20 protein-coding genes and 1 tRNA gene are annotated in these 21,144 nt (G+C 63.3%); 6 read left to right on the top strand and 15 right to left on the bottom strand.

The features are described from left to right. Nucleotides 1-159 precede the first annotated feature (159 nt). The 3 genes from A477_RS0113550 to xylA all read right to left on the bottom strand — a co-directional run bounded on the left by A477_RS0113550 (nt 160) and on the right by xylA (nt 3,933). Nucleotides 160-1,143, bottom strand: coding sequence for a LacI family DNA-binding transcriptional regulator (locus A477_RS0113550; protein WP_017199518.1), 984 nt, complete (start codon nt 1,141-1,143; stop codon nt 160-162). 69 nt (nt 1,144-1,212) lie between these two features. Beyond that, entirely contained in the window at nt 1,213-2,643 is a 1,431-nt protein-coding gene (locus A477_RS0113545) for a xylulokinase (protein ID WP_017199517.1), read from the bottom strand. Between the two features lie 102 nt (nt 2,644-2,745). Next, nucleotides 2,746-3,933 carry a xylose isomerase gene (xylA, locus tag A477_RS0113540; RefSeq protein ID WP_026005608.1) on the bottom strand — a complete coding sequence of 396 codons (1,188 nt, stop codon included), beginning with the start codon at nt 3,931-3,933 and terminating at the stop codon, nt 2,746-2,748. Between the two features lie 143 nt (nt 3,934-4,076). On the opposite strand from xylA, the gene A477_RS0113535 reads away from it, so the two are divergent. From A477_RS0113535 to A477_RS0113525, 3 genes are all read left to right on the top strand, one after another. Next, complete coding sequence (locus A477_RS0113535) at nt 4,077-5,282, top strand: ROK family transcriptional regulator (protein WP_026005607.1); 1,206 nt, start codon at nt 4,077-4,079, stop codon at nt 5,280-5,282. 149 nt (nt 5,283-5,431) lie between these two features. After that, nucleotides 5,432-6,556, top strand: coding sequence for a YihY/virulence factor BrkB family protein (locus A477_RS0113530; protein WP_026005606.1), 1,125 nt, complete (start codon nt 5,432-5,434; stop codon nt 6,554-6,556). 20 nt (nt 6,557-6,576) lie between these two features. Continuing rightward, nucleotides 6,577-6,786 carry a hypothetical protein gene (locus tag A477_RS0113525; protein WP_237715800.1) on the top strand — a complete coding sequence of 70 codons (210 nt, stop codon included), beginning with the start codon at nt 6,577-6,579 and terminating at the stop codon, nt 6,784-6,786. A gap of 60 nt (nt 6,787-6,846) precedes the next feature. Here the strand turns inward: A477_RS0113525 and A477_RS23515 are convergent, their stop codons facing one another. The 4 genes from A477_RS23515 to A477_RS0113505 all read right to left on the bottom strand — a co-directional run bounded on the left by A477_RS23515 (nt 6,847) and on the right by A477_RS0113505 (nt 10,630). Next, nucleotides 6,847-7,020, bottom strand: coding sequence for a hypothetical protein (locus A477_RS23515; RefSeq protein ID WP_017199514.1), 174 nt, complete (start codon nt 7,018-7,020; stop codon nt 6,847-6,849). A 387-nt stretch (nt 7,021-7,407) separates the two neighbouring features. Further along, on the bottom strand, nt 7,408-8,250 hold the full coding sequence (locus A477_RS0113515; RefSeq protein ID WP_017199513.1) for a sugar phosphate isomerase/epimerase family protein: 843 nt from the start codon (nt 8,248-8,250) through the stop codon (nt 7,408-7,410). Continuing rightward, entirely contained in the window at nt 8,247-9,461 is a 1,215-nt protein-coding gene (locus tag A477_RS0113510; RefSeq protein WP_017199512.1) for a dihydrodipicolinate synthase family protein, read from the bottom strand. Before A477_RS0113510 ends, A477_RS0113515 begins: the two co-directional genes overlap by 4 nt. Beyond that, nucleotides 9,461-10,630: a Gfo/Idh/MocA family protein gene (locus tag A477_RS0113505; RefSeq protein ID WP_026005605.1), complete on the bottom strand. Its 1,170-nt coding sequence runs from the start codon at nt 10,628-10,630 to the stop codon at nt 9,461-9,463. Before A477_RS0113505 ends, A477_RS0113510 begins: the two co-directional genes overlap by 1 nt. A gap of 197 nt (nt 10,631-10,827) precedes the next feature. Here A477_RS0113505 and A477_RS0113500 point away from each other — a divergent pair, with 197 nt between their 5' ends. After that, on the top strand, nt 10,828-11,865 hold the full coding sequence (locus tag A477_RS0113500) for a LacI family DNA-binding transcriptional regulator (protein WP_017199511.1): 1,038 nt from the start codon (nt 10,828-10,830) through the stop codon (nt 11,863-11,865). Between the two features lie 74 nt (nt 11,866-11,939). Here A477_RS0113500 and A477_RS0113495 read toward each other — a convergent pair whose 3' ends face one another. Then, on the bottom strand, nt 11,940-12,713 hold the full coding sequence (locus A477_RS0113495; RefSeq protein ID WP_017199510.1) for a sugar phosphate isomerase/epimerase family protein: 774 nt from the start codon (nt 12,711-12,713) through the stop codon (nt 11,940-11,942). 101 nt (nt 12,714-12,814) lie between these two features. Next, a complete protein-coding gene (locus tag A477_RS0113490) occupies nt 12,815-13,669 on the bottom strand; it encodes a LysR substrate-binding domain-containing protein (RefSeq protein ID WP_017199509.1) in 855 nt (284 codons plus the stop codon). 167 nt (nt 13,670-13,836) lie between these two features. On the opposite strand from A477_RS0113490, the gene A477_RS0113485 reads away from it, so the two are divergent. Continuing rightward, on the top strand, nt 13,837-15,222 hold the full coding sequence (locus tag A477_RS0113485; protein ID WP_017199508.1) for an MFS transporter: 1,386 nt from the start codon (nt 13,837-13,839) through the stop codon (nt 15,220-15,222). Nucleotides 15,223-15,268: 46 nt separating this feature from the next. Here A477_RS0113485 and A477_RS0113480 read toward each other — a convergent pair whose 3' ends face one another. The 5 genes from A477_RS0113480 to A477_RS0113455 all read right to left on the bottom strand — a co-directional run bounded on the left by A477_RS0113480 (nt 15,269) and on the right by A477_RS0113455 (nt 18,964). After that, nucleotides 15,269-16,441, bottom strand: a complete 1,173-nt coding sequence (locus A477_RS0113480) for a N(5)-(carboxyethyl)ornithine synthase (protein WP_017199507.1) — start codon at nt 16,439-16,441, stop codon at nt 15,269-15,271. Next, nucleotides 16,438-16,572: a hypothetical protein gene (locus A477_RS23870; protein WP_011776304.1), complete on the bottom strand. Its 135-nt coding sequence runs from the start codon at nt 16,570-16,572 to the stop codon at nt 16,438-16,440. Before A477_RS23870 ends, A477_RS0113480 begins: the two co-directional genes overlap by 4 nt. Before the next feature lie 130 nt (nt 16,573-16,702). Beyond that, complete coding sequence (locus A477_RS0113470; protein WP_017199506.1) at nt 16,703-17,164, bottom strand: nuclear transport factor 2 family protein; 462 nt, start codon at nt 17,162-17,164, stop codon at nt 16,703-16,705. Nucleotides 17,165-17,332: 168 nt separating this feature from the next. Further along, nucleotides 17,333-17,406, bottom strand: a tRNA-Gly gene (locus A477_RS0113460). A 79-nt stretch (nt 17,407-17,485) separates the two neighbouring features. After that, the gene (locus A477_RS0113455) at nt 17,486-18,964 is read right to left on the bottom strand and encodes a M15 family metallopeptidase (protein WP_237715799.1); all 1,479 of its coding nucleotides are present in this window, start codon (nt 18,962-18,964) and stop codon (nt 17,486-17,488) included. Between the two features lie 241 nt (nt 18,965-19,205). On the opposite strand from A477_RS0113455, the gene A477_RS0113450 reads away from it, so the two are divergent. Then, the gene (locus A477_RS0113450; protein ID WP_017199503.1) at nt 19,206-19,649 is read left to right on the top strand and encodes an SRPBCC family protein; all 444 of its coding nucleotides are present in this window, start codon (nt 19,206-19,208) and stop codon (nt 19,647-19,649) included. Between the two features lie 87 nt (nt 19,650-19,736). On the opposite strand, the gene A477_RS0113445 is transcribed toward A477_RS0113450, so the two are convergent. Next, a complete protein-coding gene (locus A477_RS0113445) occupies nt 19,737-21,026 on the bottom strand; it encodes a CAP domain-containing protein (protein WP_017199502.1) in 1,290 nt (429 codons plus the stop codon). Nucleotides 21,027-21,144: the final 118 nt, after the last annotated feature.

Raw genomic sequence — 21,144 nt, 5'->3', positions numbered from 1 at the left:
AAAGTGAAGAAGGTCTGATGCAATTGTTAGCGCTCACAACATTGATGTCAAGAGGAGACCATGTGGAACAGGTGCTCACGCCGGGGATCGGTCGCAGGCGCACCCAAGTCGGTAGCAGCACAGGTCGTTCTGAGCGATCAGAACGACCTGTGCTGCTGCCTAATTGGAGGCGGGAGCCGTGGTGGAGCGGACAACCAGTCGGGGCTCCACCGTCGCGGGCGTGCCGGTAGTGCCGCTCTCCAACCGGTCCAGCAGTAAGCCGATGCAGCGTTGGCCGAGCTCCTCGAAGTCCTGCGCCACGGTGGTCAACGGCGGTATGAAGTATGCCGACTCCGGTTGGTCGTCGAAGCCCACTACGCTGATGTCCTCCGGTACCCGGACACCCAGTTCGTTAAAGGCCCGGAGAACACCGAGGGCCATCTGGTCATTTGCGACGAACAAGGCCGACAAGGAGCGGTCGGCGGCGATTTTCAAGCCTTCGCGGTAACCGCATTCGGCGCTCCAGTCGCCCTCGATGAGCGTCACGGGTTCAATTCCCGCCTCTGTCAGGGCATCCCGCCAACCCTCTATACGGGCAGCGGCGTCAATCCAATCGGAGGGCCCGGATAAGTGTCCAATCCGTTGGTGCCCCAGTTCCAACAGATGCTCGACGGCGAGTCGCGCACCCTGCCGCTGGTCCACTGTGGCGCCTGCAAGGTGCTCGTCACCGATGGAACCGACTGCAACCAAGGGGACTTGGGCAGTGATGTCTTTGAGGACGTCAAAGGTCCCCGGGTGGGGCACCGTTACCACGACGCCGTCGACGCCCTGATCCATGAAGTGCGCCATGGCGTCCCTAATGGTCTCCGGCGTCACTTCCCGCAGGCCCGCGACGCTGACGAAATAGCCCGCCTCCCTGGCCGCCTGCTGGACTCCGAGGAGCGTGTGCGACGGCCCGTACTGCGCCATTTCGCTGCCAAGTACGCCAATGGTCTGGGACCGTCGTGTGACCAGGCTTCGCGCGGCGGTGTTCCGGCGATAGCCTAGCTCAGTGATGGCCTTTTCCACTCGCTCGCGGGTCTTGGAGCTCACGTTGGGGTGGTTGTTCAATACCCGGGAGACGGTCTGGTGGGAGACACCTGCCACTCGGGCAACGTCCTCCATGACGGGAGGCCGGGGCGGTGCGGATTCTTCAGTGCTCACCCTGTCACGATAGAGCACGCGCGACGTCGATCAGCCTTCGGCCACCTTGGCAGCGTAATGGCGGTACCTCGTCAGAAATTCGGGACTCCCGGCGGTATTTTCGTGAACAACCTCTATTCCCTCGAGTGGCCATTCCGGCAAGTTGCCTGTCAGGACGCCTGCAGCTTGCCGGGCTGCGCCGTCCGCCACGTACTCTCCGGGTTCGGGCACGAATACGGGCAAAGCGAAGGCTGCGGCGGCGATCTGCTGGACCGCAGCCGATTGTGCACCGCCGCCCACCAGGATGATGCGCTGGGCTGAGACGCCCTGTGCCTGCAGCGCGGCCAGCCCGTCGGCCAGCGAACACAGCACGCCTTCCACTGCGGCCCGTGCCATGTTGGCGGGAGTGTAATTGGAAACGGTGATGCCGTGGAGGGAGCCGGTGGCTTCCGGCAAATTAGGGGTCCGTTCGCCCTCGAAATACGGGACGAGGGTCAGCCCTTCGGCGCCGTCCGGAGCGGAAAGTGCCAGGTCGCCCAGTTCCGGCAGGGTGACGCCCAGTAGTGCAGCTGTGGCATCGAAGATCCTCGTCGCATTGAGCGTGCACGCCAGCGGCAGATAGTTGCCTGTAGCGTCCGCGAAGCCCGCCACGAGTCCGCTTGCATCAAACGCCGGGACATCTGAAACCGCGAAGACTGTCCCCGATGTTCCGATCGAAATCACTACGTCTCCGACGCTCGCACTCACGCCCAGACCTGCTGCCGCATTGTCGCCTGCACCCGGCCCGATCAGTGCCCCTCCAGGTGTCTTTCCCACAGCTTCCAACGGCCCGGCGACACCAGGCAGCACAGGAACGTGGCCGAGCGTTTTGTTGAGGACCTCTGGAAGGTATTCGCCGCTGCTGGCAGAGAAGTAGCCCGTGCCGGAAGCATCCGAACGGTCTGTGCGGAGGAGATCCAGGGCGGCCGGCCCACTTCCGGGCCCGTGTCCGGCCAATCGCCAGGACAGCCAATCGTGGGGCAAGCAGACCGCAGCTGTCCGTTGGGCGCTAGCGGGTTCGTTCCGCGCCAACCATCGGAGCTTAGTGGCCGTCAACGATGCCACTGGCACAGTTCCGGTGCGCGATGCCCAGTAGGACGCTCCGGCTGCGGCATCGCCATCACCTGCGTCGAGGATCAGTTCTTCCGCGTCCGGGGCCGAGCGGGTGTCATTCCACAACAAAGCCGGCCGGATAACGTCCCCGGATTCATCAAGGCACACCATGCCGTGTTGCTGACCGCCGATAGACACAGCCTCGACGTCATCCAAACCGCCTGCCTGTGCGATTGCTTCCTGGAGGGCTGACCACCAATGGTCCGGGTGAACTTCGGTGCCCTCCGGATGGGGGGCCCGCCCTTGACGTAGCAAAGCGCCAGTGGCTGAATCCCGGATGACCACTTTGCAGGACTGGGTGGAGCTGTCGATCCCGGCTACGAGAGGCATGCGTTCATTCCTTTTTGGGGACCGCCGCCGGGCGGCAAGGAAACCTTGTAAAGAGAGCCCTTGGGGAGCCCGGCGGCGGGATGACGGTGGGGTGGGAGTAACCTAGCGCGCGCCGAGCAGGTGCTCGATGGCCAGCTGGTTGAGGCGGACGAAGGCGAACGAGCGCTCGGCGGCCTTATCGGCGTCGAACGTGTCGAAGGCGCTGGCGTCAGCCAGCAGGTCCGCTGTGGTCTCTCCGTCGTTCAGCGTTGACTCGCCCAGTTCAAAGACACCCGACGTGGCGAGTGCTTCCTGGACGTCCGGGTCCGCGCGGAAGGCCAGGGCGCGTTCCTTCAGCAGGAGGTACATGGACATGTTGGACTTGGCTGATTCCCACACGCCGTCGTAGCCATCGGTGCGTGACGGCTTGTAGTCGAAGTGGCGCGGACCGTCGTACTTCGGACCACCGTTGGGGAAGCCGTTCTCCAGGAGGTCCACGGTGAAGAAAGCGCTGGTGAGATCGCCGTGGCCGAAGACGAGGTCCTGATCGTACTTAATTCCACGCTGGCCATTGAGGTCGATGTGGAAGAGCTTTCCGGCCCACAGTGCCTGGGCGATGCCATGGGTGAAGTTCAGTCCTGCCATCTGCTCGTGGCCCGTCTCCGGGTTAAGGCCCACGATGTCGCCGTGTTCCAACTGCGCGATGAATGCCAGTCCATGGCCGACTGTCGGCAGGAAGATGTCACCGCGGGGTTCGTTCGGCTTGGGCTCCAAGGCAATTCGAAGGCCGTAACCCTTCTCCTTGATGTAACCGGCTGCCGTGTCCACGCCTTCCTTCATGCGGTCCAGCGCTGCCGAAAGGTCCTTGGATCCGTCGTACTCGCTGCCTTCGCGCCCGCCCCACATCACGAAGGTTTCGGCGCCCAGTTCCGCGGCAAGGTCAATGTTCCGGAGGATCTTGCTCAGGGCAAAGCGGCGAATGGAGCGGTCGTTCGAGGTGAATCCGCCGTCCTTGAACACCGGGTGGCTGAAGAGGTTGGTGGTGACCATGGGCGTCTTCAGGCCGGTTTCTGCCAAGGCTGCCTTGAAGTTCTTCAGGATGAGGTCCCGCTCGGATGCTGAGGCGTCGAACGGAACCAAGTCATTGTCGTGGAACGTGATGCCGTAAGCGCCGAGCTCGCTGAGCTTGTGGACTGCCTCCACCGGGTCCAGTGCCGGGCGAGTAGCTACGCCAAAGGGATCGGCGCCAGTCCAACCAACGGTCCAAAGGCCAAAGGTGAAGCGGTCCTGCGGGGTGGGCTGCGGGGTCATTTTTGCTCCTTTGCAAAGCACTGGGGATGAACTGCAAGAACTGCATTCCAATTAGTTTTCAATCTGAACTATATGGGGGATGATGGATCATGGTCAATGGAAGCCGGAAAAATTCTTCGAAGCTGCAGGGAGGTTCCACGCCAGTGAATGAGCAAAACGCGCCCGGACGCGTAGGTGACGTCCGCCGTCGAAATCTTTCGTTGGTCATGGACTCCATCGCGCGGACCGGAGATGCCAAGCCCAGCCGCGCGCAGTTGGCTGCCGGAACCGGACTGACCAAAGCGGCGGTTTCAAGCCTGGTTGCCGACCTCGTGGAATCCGGGCTGGTCTCGGAAGTGGGCCTTTACCGCGACGGAGAGCGCGGGCGGCCAGGCCAAGGCCTGGAACTCAGCGCCCGCCGTGGCGTAGTGGGCATGGAGATCAACGTGGACTACCTGGCCGCTGGCCTCGTGGACCTGGGAGGAAACCTCCGCTTCCATTCCACCGTTGAATCGCGAAACCGGGGCCTGGCCCCTGAAAAGGTCATGGAACGCTTGGGTGGCCTGGCGGCCGAAGCAATAGCCGCCGCGGCCGCTGCGGACATCTCGATCCTCGGTGGCGGATTGGCGGTTCCGGGCTTGGTGGATGAGCAGCGCAACCTTGTGTTGTCCGCTCCCAACCTGCACTGGGAGCACGAAGCGCTGAATCCGCAGAATCTGCTGGAAGGCGCACCGCTTGGCGTCAGGTTGTCCAACGAGGCCAACAGTGCAGCACTCGGAGAGCTTTGGTATGGCGCGGGTCAGTCGGACTTCCTCTATGTTTCAGGGGAAGTGGGTGTTGGTGGGGGCGTCATCATCGGCTCGGAACTTTACACCGGACCTGGCGGATCAGCCGGCGAACTTGGCCACATCGTTGTCCACCCCGACGGGCCGGCGTGTTCCTGCGGCGGCGCGGGGTGCTTGGAAACCTTCGCCGGCCAGGAAGCCATTTTCGAGGCCGCAGGTATCCCCGAGGGATCGCTGGGAGGGCGCACGGAGCTGCTGCTGGCGGCCTTGGCTGCCCGGGAGCCGCAAGCCACCCAGGCAGTTCACGACGCCGGGAGGTACTTGGGTGTTGCGCTCGCCTCGTCGGCCAGGTTGATGGATATTGAAGCCGTAGTCCTCGGTGGGCACTTTGCCGTCCTGGCGGAATGGCTCAGGCCGGCGCTGCTCAGCAGTTTGGATCACTACGCGCCGGGTTTGCTGGATCCAAGCAACCTGACGGTTTCCAACCTCGAGCATTCCGGGACGCTCCTCGGCGCTGCCGGCCAAGTGATCCGGTCGGTGATCGAGTCGCCGTTCGAGTTCCTGCTGGCGAGCAAGCTGGCCTAGTCTTCCCGGTGGGTTCCGCGATACCCTTCCGGGGTCGCGGGTCTTAATCGTGGGGGATTAACCGGCGTGGGTGCTTCCGTTGTATTCATCAGCATGCTTACTATTGAAGGGTCAGTTGTTCGCGCAAACTACCCACGGACGAGTGCCCCATGACTACAAAAGACTCAGCCCACACCAGCACGGCCAAAGCGCAGAGTGCTCCTTCTCCTGAGGACTCACGCAAGCCGGACAGTCCCAACGACCTGGTCAAGCCCACGTGGAAGTACGTTGCCAAGCGGACGTTGCAGGAGTTCACCAAGGATCAGTGTCCGGATGCGGCGGCAGGTCTGACCTACTACGCAGTCCTCTCGCTGTTTCCCGCGCTCCTGGCCTTGGTTTCGCTGATTGGCATCTTTGGCGACGCCGGACGCACCACATCGGCGCTGCTGGACATAGTCCAGCAGTTCGCACCGGGGCCGGGCGTTGACGCCATGCGCCAGCCGATCGAGGAACTCGCGCAATCCAACACAGCAGGGCTAGCGTTGGTTTTCGGTATTTTGGTGGCGCTGTGGTCTGCCTCCGGCTACACCACAGCTTTCAGCCGGGCCATGAACCGGGTGTATGAAGTGGACGAGGGCCGCGGCTTCGTCAAACTGCGCGGCACGATGCTCGCCGTCACTATCGTTGCCGTGGTGGGTGCAGCGATCGCCGCAGCCATGCTGGTCCTCAGCGGCCCGGTGGCCGAGGCTATCGGAGGCGCTATCGGATTGTCAGAGACCGCCCTCACCGTTTGGAACATCGCCAAGTGGCCGGTCCTCATCCTCATCGTGGTGGCGATCATCGCTGTTCTCTACTACTTCACGCCCAACGTGAAGCAGCCCAAGTTCCGGTGGATGAGCATGGGTTCGTTCATCGCGCTGATAATTTTCGCTTTGGCCTCCCTCGGTTTCGGTTTCTACGTGGCAAATTTCAGCAACTACAACAAGACGTACGGCGCCCTGGCAGGCGTCATCATCATGTTGCTGTGGCTCTGGATCCTGAACATGTCCCTACTGTTTGGCGCAGAGTTCGACGCCGAGATGGAACGCGGACGCCAACTTCAGGGCGGCATTGAAGCCGAAGAAAGCATCCAGCTGCCGCCGCGCGATACCAAGAAGAGCGACAAGATGCAGGAAAAGGAAGAAGAAGTAGTACGCCGCGGTGAGGAACTTCGCGAAACCCATGGGAAGGAAGACTCCGCGGACGACGCCCGCGGCAACCATGCCCGCGATGACGATTCCCGGAAGAACAAGTAGTGGCAATGGAGGATCCGGCCATGGCGTCCGGTGCAAGGAGCAAGAAGCTTAAAGCCATTAAGAACGGCGACAGCGTCCGGATCAGCGGTGAGGTTTTTCAAGTCAACTCCGTCGAACCCCAAGAGGGCTCGCGGAGTATCCGGTTGGTACTGAAGGGGCTCGACGGCGGGTCGGTCACCTTTATCGGCCTGCCGAAGGCCAAAGTGCAGCTCGCTGCGCGAGCCTCATGAGTCCGGCCGGTCTTCTCCGTGCGGCGTGGTCTTGGGACGGGCTCGTAGCGGGTCGATAACTCAGGCTTCGGCTGGGAAGCCCTGATCGGCGTCATCCCACCAGCCCTCCCAGGCGCTGGAGGTCAGGTGCTCCGCTGCAACGGCGGGGGAGTGCTCGGGGTTGGATTCGCCGGACGGGCCGCTGTGGCTGCTGCTGGTGTCGAGGAAAAAGTTCAGAGTCTTCAAGAGCATCATGGTGGTGTCCTTTCAGTGGTTTCGTGGACTTCCTTGTCCAGGTGAAACCAGCGTAGGTGGCCATTGTTTCCTCCCGTCGACGCAATGTTTCAGCTGTGTAGCACTTATCTCACCTGCCCGCTGAACGACTCATGGCGGACACAAAGAGGGTGCGCCGTCACCACCTTCTTTGGCCCCGGGACTGCCGCGACACACCCGCAATGCGGCGTGTCCGGCTCATTTAGAAATCAAAGTGGGTGGTGGCCGCACCCCCGCCGGGATAACCGGCCCGGAGGGAGACCTGTGGTGCCAAAAAAGCGGGCCCCCGCCGTGACCTTGGCAGGAACCCGCTGGTTTGTGGAGCGATCCTCCCGCGGAGCTTAGGGCATCCGCGGGAGGAGCACGTTGTTACGCGAACGGGAGGACAAGCTCCTCGTAGCGCTGCTTCATGGTTTCCAGGACGGTGTGGCCGTCGGCGTCCCAAATTTCCTGGTTGAAGATTTCAACTTCGATGTCGCCTGTATATCCAGCGTCCCTGACCCAGGTGCCGATGGTCGCGAAGTCGATGACGCCGTCGCCCATCATGCCGCGGGACAACAGCGCGTCCGCAGCGATCGGCAGGTTGAAGTCGCACACCTGGTAGGAGGCGATGCGGTTCTCGCGGCCGGCACGTTCAATCTGCGCCTTCAGTTCCGGATCCCACCAGACGTGGAAGGTATCGACGGCCACGCCCACGGCCTTCGCGTCGAAGGGCGCGGCGAGATCGAGGGCCTGGCCAAGGGTGGAGATGAGGGCACGGTCGGCGGCGTACATCGGGTGCAGGGGTTCCAGCACCAGGCGTACACCGTTCTCGGAAGCGAACGGGACCAGTTCTTCGAGACGATCGGCCACACGCCGGCGTGCAGCGACGACGTCCTTCTCACCCGGAGCGAGCCCACCAACCACCAGGAACAGCTCCTGGGTGTCCAGTGCTACTGCTTCGCGGATGGCCTCGAAGTTGTCGGCGAGGGCTGCGGCCTGTCCTTCAGCGTCAGCCGCCGTGAGGAAGCCGCCGCGGCACAGCGAGGAAACCCGGAGGCCCGCGTCCTTGATGAGCTTGGCTGCCTTATCCAGTCCGGCCTCGGCCACGCGGTCACGCCACGGTCCGATCGCGGGGATGCCGGCGCGGGCGCAACCATCCACAGCCTCAGCGAGCGTCCACTTCTTGGTGGTGGCGCTGTTCAGCGACAGCCTGGAGAAGTCCGCGCTCATGCGCCCACCCCGTTGATCCGCAGGAAGTCAGACATTCGGAAGGCGGCCAGCGACGGATCCTTCAACAGGCCGGCTTGGTCGGCCAGTTCGAAGGTCTTGGCCAGATGCAGGACGGAACGACCGGAGTGCAGGCCGCCCACCATCTGGAAACCGGGCTGTTTGCCGTTGAGCCAGGACATGAACGCGATACCTGTCTTGTAGTAGAACGTGGGTGCGCTGAAGATGTGCTTTCCGAGCTCACCGGTGGAGTCCAGGATCGCGCGCCCTTCGGCGCCCTGACCGGCGTCGTACTTTTGCAAGGCAACCGAAGCGGCCGGGTAGATGGCAGCGAAGATGCCCAGCAGGGCGTCCGAGTGGTGCGTCTGGTCGCCGTCGATCAGTTCCGGGTAGTTGAAGTCGTCGCCGGTGTAGAGGCGGACGCCTTCCGGAAGTGCAGCGCGCAGGGCGACCTCGTGGGAAGCATCCAGCAGCGAAACCTTCACGCCGTCAACCTTGTCCGAGTGCTCGCGGATCAAGCTGAGGAACGTATCGGTGGCCACAGAGACGTCGTCGGAGCCCCAGTAGCCGGCCAGCGCGGGGTCGAACATGGTGCCGAGCCAGTGCAGGATGACGGGCTGATCCACTTCTTGCAGGAGCGTCGAGTAGACGTGCAGGTAGTCGTCCGCGCCATTGGCGACCTTGGCCAAGGCGCGGGACGCCATGAGGATGACCTTGGGGCCGGCCTCACTGACGACGGCGATCTGCTCACGGTAAGCATCGATGACGGACTGGATACCGGCAGCGCCGTCCGGAAGGGCGGCGATGTCCAGCTGGTCGGTTCCGGCACCACAGGAAACGAGGTCGCGGACGGATTTGCCGGTGATGGCGGCGTTATCTGCAGCAACAACTGACGCTGCCTCGGCGCCGGTGCGCTTGATGAGCTGCTGGGTGGCTGCCCAGTCCAAGCCCATGCCGCGCTGCGCGGTGTCCATGGCATCTGCAACGCCCAGGCCGTAAGACCACAGCTCGTGCCGATAGGCCAACGTGGCGTCCCAGTCGAGCTGCGCCGGTGCGCCGGGAGTGTTGTCCGCTGCGACCTCGGGGATGACGTGGGCTGCTGCGTAGGCGCGGCGGGCCGTCAAAGGAGCGGTCGGCTTGGCCCACGATGTGGCGGCCTGAAGGCGGTACTCGCGGGTGCCGCCGTCGTTGGTGGGAAGGATAAGGGACGTCATTAGAGGGTAATCTCCGGGATGTCGATGGTGCGGCGCTCAGCCGAGGACTGCAGGCCCAGTTCGGCCAGCTGCACGCCTCGGGCTGCGGAGAGCAGGCCGAAGCGGTGCTCGCGGCCGGCGACGACGTCGCGGAGGAATTCTTCCCACTGCAGCTTGAAGCCGTTGTCCAGTTCAGCGTTGGCGGGAACTTCCTGCCACTGGCTGCGGAACGATTCGGTGACGGGCAGGTCCGGGTTCCAGACGGGCTTGGGGGTGTGGGCGCGCTGTTGCGCAACGCACTTGTTCAAACCGGCGACGGCGGAACCGTGCGTGCCGTCGATCTGGAACTCCACCAGTTCGTCGCGGTAGACGCGGACGGCCCACGAGGAGTTGATCTGTCCGATGACGTCGTCGCCGCCCGGGGTTTCGAGCTCGAAGATGCCGTAGGAGGCGTCGTCAGCGGTGGCCGTGTATTCCTTGCCGGCCTCGTCCCAGCGGGCGGGGATGTGTGTGGCGGTCTTGGCGTTGACGCTCTTGACCTTGCCGATGATGCCTTCAAGAACGTAGTTCCAGTGGCAGAACATGTCCGTGGTCATTCCGCCGCCGTCTTCCTTGCGGTAGTTCCAGGACGGGCGCTGTGCAGCCTGGACATCGCCTTCGAAAACCCAGTAGCCGAATTCGCCACGGATGGAAAGGATGCGGCCGAAGAAGCCTTCGTCCACCAGGCGGCGGAGCTTGACCAGGCCGGGGAGGTACAGCTTGTCGTGCACAACGCCTGCGGTGACGCCGGCTTCCTTGCCGATCTGTGCCAGCTCGATGGCTTCTTCGAGGGTCTCGGCCGTGGGCTTCTCGGTGAAGATGTGCTTGCCGGCGCGCATTGCCTTCTTCAGGGTAGCGGCGCGGAGGCTGGTCATGGAGGCGTCAAAGATGATGTCAACGGTGGGATCGGCGATGACGGCGTCCAGGTCCGTGGTCCATTCGGAGACCTTGTGGAGCTCGGCGAGTTCGCGGATCTTGGCTTCGTTGCGTCCAACCAGGATCGGCTCAACCTGCACCTTGGTGCCGTCTTCCAGCGTGAAGCCGCCGGCGTCGCGGATGGGGAGGATGGACCGCAGCAGGTGCTGGCGGTAGCCCATGCGGCCGGTGATGCCGTTCATGGCGATGCGGATCGTCTTTGTTTCGTAGCCCATGTTTTCTCCAGTGCCTTGTGTGCCGGTCGCTCTTCGGATGCCGGTGCTTGCAGTTACGTATGTGGGAAAGCGCATTCCCGCTGCAATCGATCATGCACCATGACGCGCCGGGTTGGCAAGCGCTTTCCCAAAAATGGTGGAGGCCTGCCATAATTTTCCTAGCGCCAGTCCCGACGCTCGCAGAAAAGGAGGGCCCCGTGGCCGCCAGCACACTGAGTGAAGTTGCCCGACTAGCCGGGGTCTCCCTTGCCACGGCATCCCGGGTCTTGAACGGCTCGTCCCGTAAACCAGCTGAGGATATCGCGGAGCGCGTCCGCGAAGCTGCCGACAAGCTCGGCTACGTCCCGAACGCGCAGGCGCAGGCGCTGGCGAAGTCGAGCTCAGGATTGATCGGCCTCATTGTTCATGACATCGCCGACCCCTACTTCTCTGCCATCGCCCGCGGGGTCCAGGAAGCAGCCCGCCAGCAAAACCGAATGGTGTTGCTGGCCAGTACGTCCGGCGCCGCGCAGGACGAAAAAGAGGCAGTGGCCGCGTTCGCCGCCCGACGCGCCGACTCCATCGTGATCGCCGGTTCGCGATCCGTGCGCGCCGAGGACAAGCAAGGCAACATCGAACTGGCCGCCGAATTGGACCGCTACTGCCGCAATGGCGGACACGTGGGGGTTGTTGGCCACCCGGTGGTCGGCGCCTCCACTACTGAGGGCTACCACGTGGTTGAAGTACCCAATGAAGAGCTTGCTGCCGACCTTGCTGCGGAATTGGCCGCTACGCATGAAGGTGAATTCCTGATCGTGGCGGGTCCCGAAGGGCTGTACACCTCCGACGACCGCGTCCGCGGTTTCCAACGGGGCCTCGCAGACGCTGGAAGACCTGCAGCAGGGATTATCCGCACCGGCTTCAATCGTGCCGGAGGATATGACGCCGGGCCCGCACTCGCCGAGCGGATCAAAGCCTCCAAGGAACGGCTCTGCATCTTCGCCGTTAACGATGTCATGGCCATCGGCGTCACCGCTGCGCTCCGACCCGAAGGCGTATGGATTCCCCGGGATGCGACCATCGCGGGTTTTGACGACATCGAAACGCTGAGAGACTTCCGCCCGGCTTTGTCCACGGTGCACCTGCCGCTGGAGGACATCGGCCGCCTGGCCGCCGGCGACCCTGACACCGCGCCGGTCAGCGGCGCGGTGAAACTCCGCCGCAGCACGGAAACTCCGGTGGAAGTGCAAGCCTGACCAAGTCAGAAGGCATAACCGTTAAGGCGCAACGGCTCTGTTTTCAGCGGATGGGCTGGACTGAGTAGCCGGCGCTAGTCCTCGCCCAGTGTGATCGTGTGCAGGAAAGCGGCGTCGTTGAGGACGTTTTCCGGCAGGTCATCCTCAACGAATTCCAGCATGATGTCCATATCCTTGCCGTTGCCCCGCAAGACATCCGTGACGGTCTGCCACAGCAGCTTTCGGTTCCGTAGTGGAAGGCGCTCGCCTTCGGGTCCCCATGAGAAACAGTGCACGCCAACCAGGTGCGGCAAGACTTCGTGGAGCGACTCAAGCGCCTGCTTGTCCGAAAGCCCGACGGCGGGCTGCCAGTAGGTGCCGACGTTGGGGTGATTCACCCGGTTCAGTAAGTCGAGGGTGGTGGCGGGGGAGTCGGTAAGGGTGTTGCCGTGGTACTCGAATGCGATGGCGATGCCGCGGTCGGCCGCCAAATCGGCAATTCGCCGGGCGTCTTTGACCACCGCATCCCACTGGTCCTCGGTGGCCTCGGCGGAGCCAAGTTCCCCAGCCCACACCCGGATCCTCGGAGCGCCCAGAGCTGTGGCAAGGTCCAACTCGCGGCCAAAGTCCTCGAACGCGCCGCAGCGGTAGTACGAGCCGAGCGAGAGGACGCTGAGTCCGGCCGCCATCGTGGCTTCCTTGGCGTGCGCCGCTGCCTCGGAATCGCTGATGTGCACGTCGGTGCCCCACTCGATCCCGGCCAGACCTGCGTTCGAGGAAATCCGGACCACCTCGTCGATCCCGTGCGTGCGAAGGGTGACGGAACAGATGCCGGGCGTGAGGTCAGCCAGAGTAGTGAGGTCGATCATCCTCCAAGGATACCGGGAATGCGCTTACCCAGTAAGGGCGTATCGCCTGGTGAACTCCTGGCACCCCTCTTGTGAATCATTCGGTGAGCCTCCTACGCACACTAGGTAGACTTGCTCAGCGTCCTGCCCATGATGGCCTGCGTGAGGGCATCGATGACCTCGGCGTTTGCCAGGGGATTCCGGATCAGGGTGAAGTCGACGTCACCTACAGGCGGCAGCCCGAACCGCTGCGTAATGACCTTCAGGTCCTCGGGCACCAGCGAAGCCGGCATCACGGCAACTCCAATGCCAGCTCGCACGGCCGCAAGCACTCCACTGATTTGCTTGGTGCTGCACGTGATCCGCCAGGTCCGGCCTTCGGCTTCCAAGGCGTCGATGGCCAGTTTTCGGCTCAGGCTTGGCGCTGGGTAGGCGATGAGGGGGACGGGTGCCCCGGGTTCCAGCACCGTCTGTTCCACGCCGACCCAGGCAAAGTTGTCGTGCCGGACCACCGTGCCTTCCTTTGCCCCGGCCACCCATTTCACGAACACCAAATCCAGCTGGCCGGCATTGAGTCGCTTGTAGAGCTGGTCGCTTTGGCTGACAGTGAGCTCCAGGTTGATCTGCGGGTACAACTGCCGGAACTCGCGGAGAATCCGGGGGAGACCCGTGATGGCGAGGTCGTCTGCGGTGCCAAAACGGAGTCGCCCGCGCATGGCCGAGCCGGAAAAATACCGGGCAGCGGAATCGTGGGCGGCCAGGATGCTGCGGGCAAAACCGGCCATCGCATCGCCGTTGTCGGTGAGCCGGACCTCGCGCGTATCGCGGGCAACCAGCACCCGTTTGGCGGCGGCTTCCAGCTTGCGGACGTGCTGGCTGACAGTGGGCTGAGCCAGCCCAAGGCGCTCCGCCGCTTTGGTGAAACTCAGTGTTTCTGCGACGGCCAAAAAGGAACGGAGCTGGACAGGTTCGAACACGGAACTCCTAAAGCGCAGGTCAGCGCCGGGCCGGAGTACTGCGCCCTCGCAGCACGGTCATTGCGTTCCGCAATGCTAGTTATAGGCGCAATACGCTTCCATAATTGCTGCTCGCAACCCTAGCGTTAAACGCATCCCACCGAAACTCTCCATCCGAGGACTACCTTTTGGCACCCCCACCGCCTTCAGCGGCAAACGTCAGCCAGCCCGTCATCGATTCCCTGTCCGCACCTCAGCCCGCGGACACCGTCACCCAGCCACTCGCCGTCGTGAGTGAAAAGCTGCCCTGGCGGCATACCTTCATCTCCCTGAAGGTCCCCAATTTCAGGATCTTCGCGATCGGTCATTTCATTGCCGTGATCGCGATCTGGATGCAGCGCATCGCCCAGGACTGGATGGTGCTGCAGCTGTCCGGTTCCGTCACAGCCGTCGGAATTACCGTGGCATTGCAGTTCATGCCTTCGCTTTTCCTTGGCCCGTGGGGCGGCATGATTGCCGACCGCTTTGCCAAGCGAAAGATCCTCATCATCTGCCAATCCGCGGCGGCTGTGCTGGCGGCCGCGTTGGCGGTGCTCTCCCTGAGCCAACGCGTCGAAGTGTGGCATGTGTACGTCATCGCCCTGCTTTTGGGCTTCGTGACGGTGCTGGACCAGCCGGCCCGGCAGGTGTTCGTCAACGAGCTCGTCGGCCCCAAATACCTCCGGAATGCCATCAGCGTTAACTCCACCACGTTCCAGCTCGGCGGACTGATCGGTCCCGCCTTGGCCGGTGTGCTGCTCACTGCAGTAGGTGCCGGTTGGGCCTTCGCGGCGAACGCCGTGGCCTGCTGCTCCACTGTCGCGATGCTGTTGATCCTCCGCAAGGACCAGTTGCACCTCAGCCAGCCGACCCCTCGCAAGAAGGGAATGCTCCGCGAAGGACTCAACTACGCGCTCAGCAAACCCACTATTTACTGGCCATGGTTAATGGCTGGTTTCGTGGCAGTTTTCGCCATGAGCCTGCCGGTACTGCTGGCCGCGTTTGCGGATCACGTGTACGACGCCGGCGCCGGAGGCTACGGCCTGCTCAATGCGATGGTTGCGCTCGGTGCACTGACTGGCGCGGTGGCGTCCACCCGCCGTCGCCAGCTGCGGTTGCGGTCGGTGGTGACGTCCGCGGGGTTGTATGGCCTGATGCTCTGCGTGTCTTCCCTCATGCCAACCATGGTGTGGTTCAGCGTCACCATGGTCCTCGCCGGATTCTGGTGCCTCATGTTCCTCACCGCTGCTAACCAAATGGTGCAGACCAGTTCCAACATGAGCATCCGCGGACGCGTCATGAGCCTGTACCTCGTGGTGCTGATCGGTGGGCAGGCAATCGGCGGCCCCATGATGGGTTGGCTTGCCGAGCACCTCGGCCCGCACCTGGCCGTCCTGATCTCCGGTGGCGTGCCGGCCATCGCGGCTGCGGTAGTCGCCGTCGTACTGGCCCGGAAGTCGTCCCTGCACATCAAAGTGGACCTGCGGGATCGGCGTCGAGTGCTGCGGATCGTGCAGGAGCCGCAGACGGCTTAACCCAGATGAAGCGCCCCGGCAGCCGGGAGCGCTTCATCTGTGCGGGCTATCTTGGCTGAAGCTGTGCCACTGGCAGGTGTGGGTATTCAGCTGAGCGTCCCTGGAACTCGAGGACGTCCGGATTGCGGATAACACCTTCACGGATCTCGATGGCACGGGAGACGGTCTCGTTGGCTTCCCAGCCTTCCGGTCCCGCCACTACGGTGTCCAGGAACGGAAGCAGGGCTTCGCTGATCTCCCAGCTGGCCGAGTTCCAGAGGTATGACGGGCTGTGGTCCACGGCGTAGTAGTTAACGTGCCCGCCCACGCGGAACATGGGCTCGTCGAACGTGGTGGTCCGCGCCCAGCTGAAGCCCATGCCTTCATCGCAGGACACGTCAACGATCAGGCTGTCCGGCTGGAATTCCGCCAGGTCCTCCGTGCGGAGGTAGGTCAGCGGGGCGTTCGGGTCCTGCAGGGTGCAATTGACCACGATGTCCGCCGCGGCCAGGAACGGCGCCAACGGCTTGCGCCCCTTGTCCGTGATGACTTCACTGAGGAACGGCGCCTTGCTGTCGTGGTCGAATTGCACGATCCGCACTGAATGGATCGGGGACCCGACGGCGGCGACGCCCCGGTTGGTGAGCACCTGGACGTCGTGGACGCCGTGGGCGTTCAGGGCGGTGACGGCACCGCGGGCGGTGGCCCCAAAACCGATGACTACGGCGCTGAGACGGCGGCCGTAATCGCCGGTGGAACCAGTCAAAGCCAGTGCATGCAGCACGGAGCAGTAGCCGGCGAGTTCGTTGTTCTTGTGGAAGACGTGCAGCCCGAAGCCGCCGTCGCCCGCCCAATGGTTCATGGCCTCAAAAGCGATGAGCGTGAGCTTCTTGTCAATGGCCAACTGGGTGATGGCCCGGTCCTGGACGCAGTGCGGCCAGCCCCACAAGGTTTGGCCGTCACGGAGTTCTGCCAGGTCTTGGGCCTGCGGCTTGGGAAGGAGGATGACGTCGTTATTGGCAATCAACTCCTGGCGTGTACCGAGCCCGCCCACCATTGATTCAAGCTTGCTGTCCGGGACACCGAACCGCTCGCCGTAGCCGTACTCAAAGCGAAGTTGCCGGCGCACGTCCGGAGCAATGCGTTCCAAGTGCTGCGGGTGGATCGGCAGGCGGCGCTCATTGGGTTTCAGCGAAGTAGCAAGGACACCAATGCTCAGCTGGCCGGTTGGTGCGGTCACTTCTTGTTGCCGGTAGAGGGCTTGGCGGCCTCGGTGGCGGAGGACTCGGAAGCCCGCTTATCCGCTCGCTTTTCCTTGATGGATTTGCTGGATTTCTTTGACGCAGTTTGGCGCGGTGATTTGTCGCCCATGATGGCTCCCTTAGAGCGGAGCCGAAATGGCTCCTGACTCCTGACGATACACCTCCCCGCATGGCTTTGTGGCCGGAGTCACGCGTGCTGGACCGCAGGCCTCCGGCTGTAGGGGCAGGCTGGCGTTGGCCTATTGGGCGGGCTGAACCGCCGGGCGGCCATGCGTTACCCGGTGAGTGACGCGATCCGCGGTGTCGTCCATGGTCACCACTTTCTCCACAGGCTCCAGGTAGAAGCGGGCACTGCTGATGATGCCCTCATTCACGCCGAAGATGATGACGCCGGTCATCTCATGCGGGGTGCCGTCGCGGCGGGCGCCTTTCAGGTGCAGCTCGGTCCACACACTGCTCCCATTCACGCTGTGCGCCAACATGCGGGCGGCGATGTCCGGCACGCCGGTGAAAAGTTGCTCCCAATTGCTGCGGATAGTGTCCCGTCCCGTGAATCCCCGGGTGGGGTGGGCCGGTGTCTCGTTGACGTAGCCCGGAGCGAAACACTCAGCAAGGGCTTCAAGGTCATGCTTGTTCGTGGCTTCCAGCAGGCGGTTGATGACGGCGAGGGGACCCGCCTCACCATCGTCGGTGAGAGTCATTGGAGGACCTCCCGGATAGGTGGATGTACGTAAGAGTTTAGGCTTACGAGGCCTCCCGGTCGACGGGTAAGCGGCCCTCTTTGGTGAGTGCCGTCGTCGAGTGCATTTTCTTGACAGCGTTCAGTCCGGGCACAAAGAAACCCCGGATCATCGGATCCGGGGCTTTCTTGGAGCGGGCGACGGGAATCGAACCCGCGTATCGAGCTTGGGAAGCTAGCGCTCTACCATTGAGCTACGCCCGCATTGCCCGGGAAAAACTCCCCCGAGCGAGTCCTAGCTTAGCGCAGTTGCAGGACTCCCCATGACCGGCGCACCGGACGCTTACCTGAACAGCTTCATACCATTCCAGCCGTTGCCCACCTGGCGTTGGGCGCCCCAGGCTCCGGTCCCCAGCCGGTAATCGACGAGGTAGCCATCCACGGTCTGGGCAGTGATACTGCGCGTTCCCGGACCGGACAAACCGAAGCTCGGGACCAGTGCCTTCATGGTTCCCCAACCGGAACCCACTGTGGTGGGCAGGCCCGCGAAGCCGCCGCCACCGTTGCCGGGGTAGCTGAGCAAGTGCCCGGAGGTAGTGGTGGCCAGGATGTCGTTGGCGCCGTCGGCATTCCAGTCGGCCATGGTCAGGCCCATGCCCGCCCACCCGCTTCCGATGTCCACACGGTAGGTCAACGCCCTGCCTGAGGTGTTGGGGTAATACCGGAGCCCGCCATCCGGGAAATAGCCCACGATGCCTGGATACCCCTGCGCCGCGGACCATTTGCCCACGGTTATGGTCATCTTGTCCCAGTCACCCGTTCCCACCACGATCTGAGTGGAGAAAGCACCGCCGGGCCAACCCTTGAACAGGCCCAAGGTGCCGTTGTCCCATTGGGCCAAAATGTCGTAGACGCCATCAGCATCCCAGTCCACCACGAAGGCCTGCTTCAAGCCCTGCCAGTTTGAACCGATGACTGTGGGAATCCCATAACCGCCACCGCCATGTGCAGGGTAGCGAAGGAGGCGCCCGGACGAGTCCGCAGCAACCAGGTCCGCGCCGGAGGTGATGCTCGCATACGCAGTGGGGTTGCCGGCGAAATACTGCTCCATGGTGGGGAAGCCACGGCGTTTCATGTCGGTGGCGAGGTCCACTCCGACATAGCGCAAATGCCACGGCTCATAGCTGTAGCCCGTGACATTCGTGTAGCCGTTGGGGTATCGGACAATGAAGCCGTACTTGTGGGCATTCGCCGCCACCCAAACCCCGGCCGGAGTGTCCCCGAAACAGGTGCTGAGGCCGCAGGACCCGTTGGCGTTCCCGACGTCGACGGCGAGCCCCGTCTGGTGCTCGCTGTGCCCCGGACGTGCGGAGATCAGGTCCGCCTGTGCTTGGCCGTAGATGCTGACGTAATAGGAGTAGACCTGCTGCTGCTGCGCATAGGAACGGTAACCGCTCACCACGGCCAGCCCGCCCGTGCCGGCATCAGCTGCACCTTGGAACAACCCATTAAGCCATGCCGCAGCCTCGGCACGCAGATACTGGCCGGAGCCGCGGGCATTGACCAAGTCGCCGGGAGCGTAGCTCAAAGGACTCAATGGCCGGGACTTGTTGACCAGGACAGAGTAGTTCGCGGGGTCGCCCACAGGATCGACGCTCGGCAGTGGATTCGCAGTGGTCGGTACTGCACTTTGAACGACGGCGGCGCGCGCGTTGGATGGCGCCGGCGCAGCCGTGGCTGGAGCCGCAGCAATGACACCGCCAGCAACGGTCAGGCTGAAGAAAGCAGCGCAAGCCGCCAGCCGTCGCCGTGCGTTCCTCATGGAACCCGGGTGGAATTGACCTCGCATAACGCCCCCAATTTGCTTGTAGTCAGCCGCAGGCACTCTACCGGGCCCGCGGACTCCTGTCAGCAGTACCCCGGAAAATCGTGAGATAACCATTCGGTCAAGGCTCGGCAGTCATGTGTTGCTGGCGCCCGCCGCTGACTATTCTGAAGGTGTTAGCTGCAGCGTATGGGGAACCGGGCTACGACACTCGACCGTACGCCGAAAGAGGTTTTCCATGGCATTCGCTGCCAATGAAGTGGTGATCAGCAGGGACGCCATGACCGTTTACGGATTCCTCATGGATGGGATGAACAACTCCCTGTGGCGTTCGGGTGTTCGCAGTATCGCGCTTCGCTCCGGCATTCGCGGCCAAAAAGGCGCCCTTTACCAACAGACCGTTTCCGGCCCCGGCGGCCGCCCCGTGGCCGCCGACTTCAGGATCACCGAAGCCCGCCCGGGAGCCGAAGTCCGTTACGCCGTGGTGGCCGGACCGGCACGGCCGACCGGAGGCTTCTACCTCAGCACCGAAGGTGCCACCACTCGCCTCCGGTTCGCCCTTGAGTACCATCCCAAGGGCCTGCGGAAGCTTATGAATGGCATATTCCAGAAGGCCTTGGAAGACGAAGTGGCGCAGTTGGAACAACTCAAGGTTGCCATCGAGTCCCACTCGGACGCTTAGCGGCGGTTGCTGCTTACGCCACCGGTTGGCGTACGACGTTGGGTTGGCGTACGACGCCGACACCCGGGTTGGGTGGGCATGCCTCCTCTATTGGGCGAACTTCAGCCCGCCCCAGCCGATGCCGATGGTCACCGGCGTCGTAAGCCGTCCGGTGTTGAGATCCCAGTACTCAACAACTCCGTTGCGGTCCAGTCCGGCAACGCCCGTAGAGTCGGGACCCGTTACCCCGCGCAACGCCCGCAGACCCGTGTAGTCGGTCCATTCCGCACCCACTACCGGACGGGATTCCTGCTTGGGTGTGCCCAGTCCGCTGCCGCGATACAACCTGAGGGTTCCATTGGCCTCAGTGGTGAGGAGGTCCTGGAAGCCGTCGGCGTTGTAGTCCACCATGCTTAGCCTGATCGCCGGGAATCCCGTGCCGATTGCCGCTTGGGCACGAATGTAGGCCAGGCCCGCGTTCTTATAGAGGTACAGGTTGCCACCCGAGTCCATGGCGACGATCTGGGGAAGCCGGTTGTTGGCACACCACGTGCCCACGGCGATGTTCAGGGTCCCCCAGCCCTGGCCAAGGGCAATGGGATCCTTGAATCCGCCCGCCTGAAGCCCCGGATACACCAGCAGGGCGCCGTCGAGCCTTTGAGAGATCAGATCAAACACGCCGTCGCGGTCCCAGTCCGTGATGAAGAGGTCCTTGAGCCCCGTAAAGCCGACGCCGATCCTCTTGCCGCCGCCGTACCTTCCGCCACCCCACGATGGGTAGGCAACCACGGAACCGTCGCCGGCGATCGACACGAGGTCGGCTGCGCTGCTGATGGATGCCGCGCTCAGGTTCAGGGTAGGTGGTTGGTGTTTGCTGCCAGGTTCGCAGACACCCACAGGGTCCGTTGGTGGTGGGACTGTGCCGCCCGGGCTTGTGGTGGTCCCGGCCGGCAAAGACGTGTAGCCAAAGAAGTTCACTACGCCCCAGAGCGTGTAGCGGTTGGGGGTGGTCTGCCAGTTGCCGTCCGTGTACGTGATGCCGATGCCCATGACGTTGAACCGGGGATCACGCAGAAGGGCATCGTGACCCGGAGAGCCCTTCCACCACTCCACCAGCTGCGCTGCGTCACGGTCCCAGCGGACAGCAATAACTTCACCCGCCCCGTTGTTCGGGTTGAGCGCCCGGGGATCAGTCCAGAAGTTGGCACGGTGCTGGATCACCTCACGCGTCGCGATGTTGTTGGACCAGTCCTGGGCCAGGCTGGCCACCGTGGCGTGATACTTCACCGGTGCAAGGCCGAGCGACGCGCGGTAGCTGTTGATCGCGTTGAACACCGTCAGGATCGCAGCTGTATTGCTGTCAGGGAGGAGCGCCAAGGCGCCGTTCTCCGGATCCACGTTGCTGCTCGGGCTCTTGCCGGGGAAGGGGGTCGCGGTAGGCGTAGGGGTTGGTGAGGCGGTTTCGAGTGTTGGAGTAGGGGACGGGCTTTCTGTGGGGGCAAGCGTTTCTCTTGGT

It is taken from the genome of Arthrobacter sp. M2012083 (genome assembly GCF_000281065.1).
Lineage (GTDB): Bacteria > Actinomycetota > Actinomycetes > Actinomycetales > Micrococcaceae > Arthrobacter.
Note: the sequence above shows the minus strand (reverse complement) of the source record. Positions and strands in the feature narration are given on the sequence as shown.

Bases quoted from the DNA above. Each gene is read 5' to 3' on its own strand.
- A477_RS0113550 (WP_017199518.1), bottom strand. From the start codon at position 1,143: ATGGAGGACGTTGCCCGAGTGGCAGGTGTCTCCCACCAGACCGTCTCC.
- A477_RS0113545 (WP_017199517.1), bottom strand. From the start codon at position 2,643: ATGCCTCTCGTAGCCGGGATCGACAGCTCCACCCAGTCCTGCAAAGTG.
- xylA (WP_026005608.1), bottom strand. From the start codon at position 3,933: ATGACCCCGCAGCCCACCCCGCAGGACCGCTTCACCTTTGGCCTTTGG.
- A477_RS0113530 (WP_026005606.1), top strand. From the start codon at position 5,432: ATGACTACAAAAGACTCAGCCCACACCAGCACGGCCAAAGCGCAGAGT.
- A477_RS0113525 (WP_237715800.1), top strand. From the start codon at position 6,577: ATGGCGTCCGGTGCAAGGAGCAAGAAGCTTAAAGCCATTAAGAACGGC.
- A477_RS23515 (WP_017199514.1), bottom strand. From the start codon at position 7,020: ATGATGCTCTTGAAGACTCTGAACTTTTTCCTCGACACCAGCAGCAGC.
- A477_RS0113515 (WP_017199513.1), bottom strand. From the start codon at position 8,250: ATGAGCGCGGACTTCTCCAGGCTGTCGCTGAACAGCGCCACCACCAAG.
- A477_RS0113510 (WP_017199512.1), bottom strand. From the start codon at position 9,461: ATGACGTCCCTTATCCTTCCCACCAACGACGGCGGCACCCGCGAGTAC.
- A477_RS0113505 (WP_026005605.1), bottom strand. From the start codon at position 10,630: ATGGGCTACGAAACAAAGACGATCCGCATCGCCATGAACGGCATCACC.
- A477_RS0113495 (WP_017199510.1), bottom strand. From the start codon at position 12,713: ATGATCGACCTCACTACTCTGGCTGACCTCACGCCCGGCATCTGTTCC.
- A477_RS23870 (WP_011776304.1), bottom strand. From the start codon at position 16,572: ATGGGCGACAAATCACCGCGCCAAACTGCGTCAAAGAAATCCAGCAAA.
- A477_RS0113470 (WP_017199506.1), bottom strand. From the start codon at position 17,164: ATGACTCTCACCGACGATGGTGAGGCGGGTCCCCTCGCCGTCATCAAC.
- A477_RS0113455 (WP_237715799.1), bottom strand. From the start codon at position 18,964: ATGAGGAACGCACGGCGACGGCTGGCGGCTTGCGCTGCTTTCTTCAGC.
- A477_RS0113450 (WP_017199503.1), top strand. From the start codon at position 19,206: ATGGCATTCGCTGCCAATGAAGTGGTGATCAGCAGGGACGCCATGACC.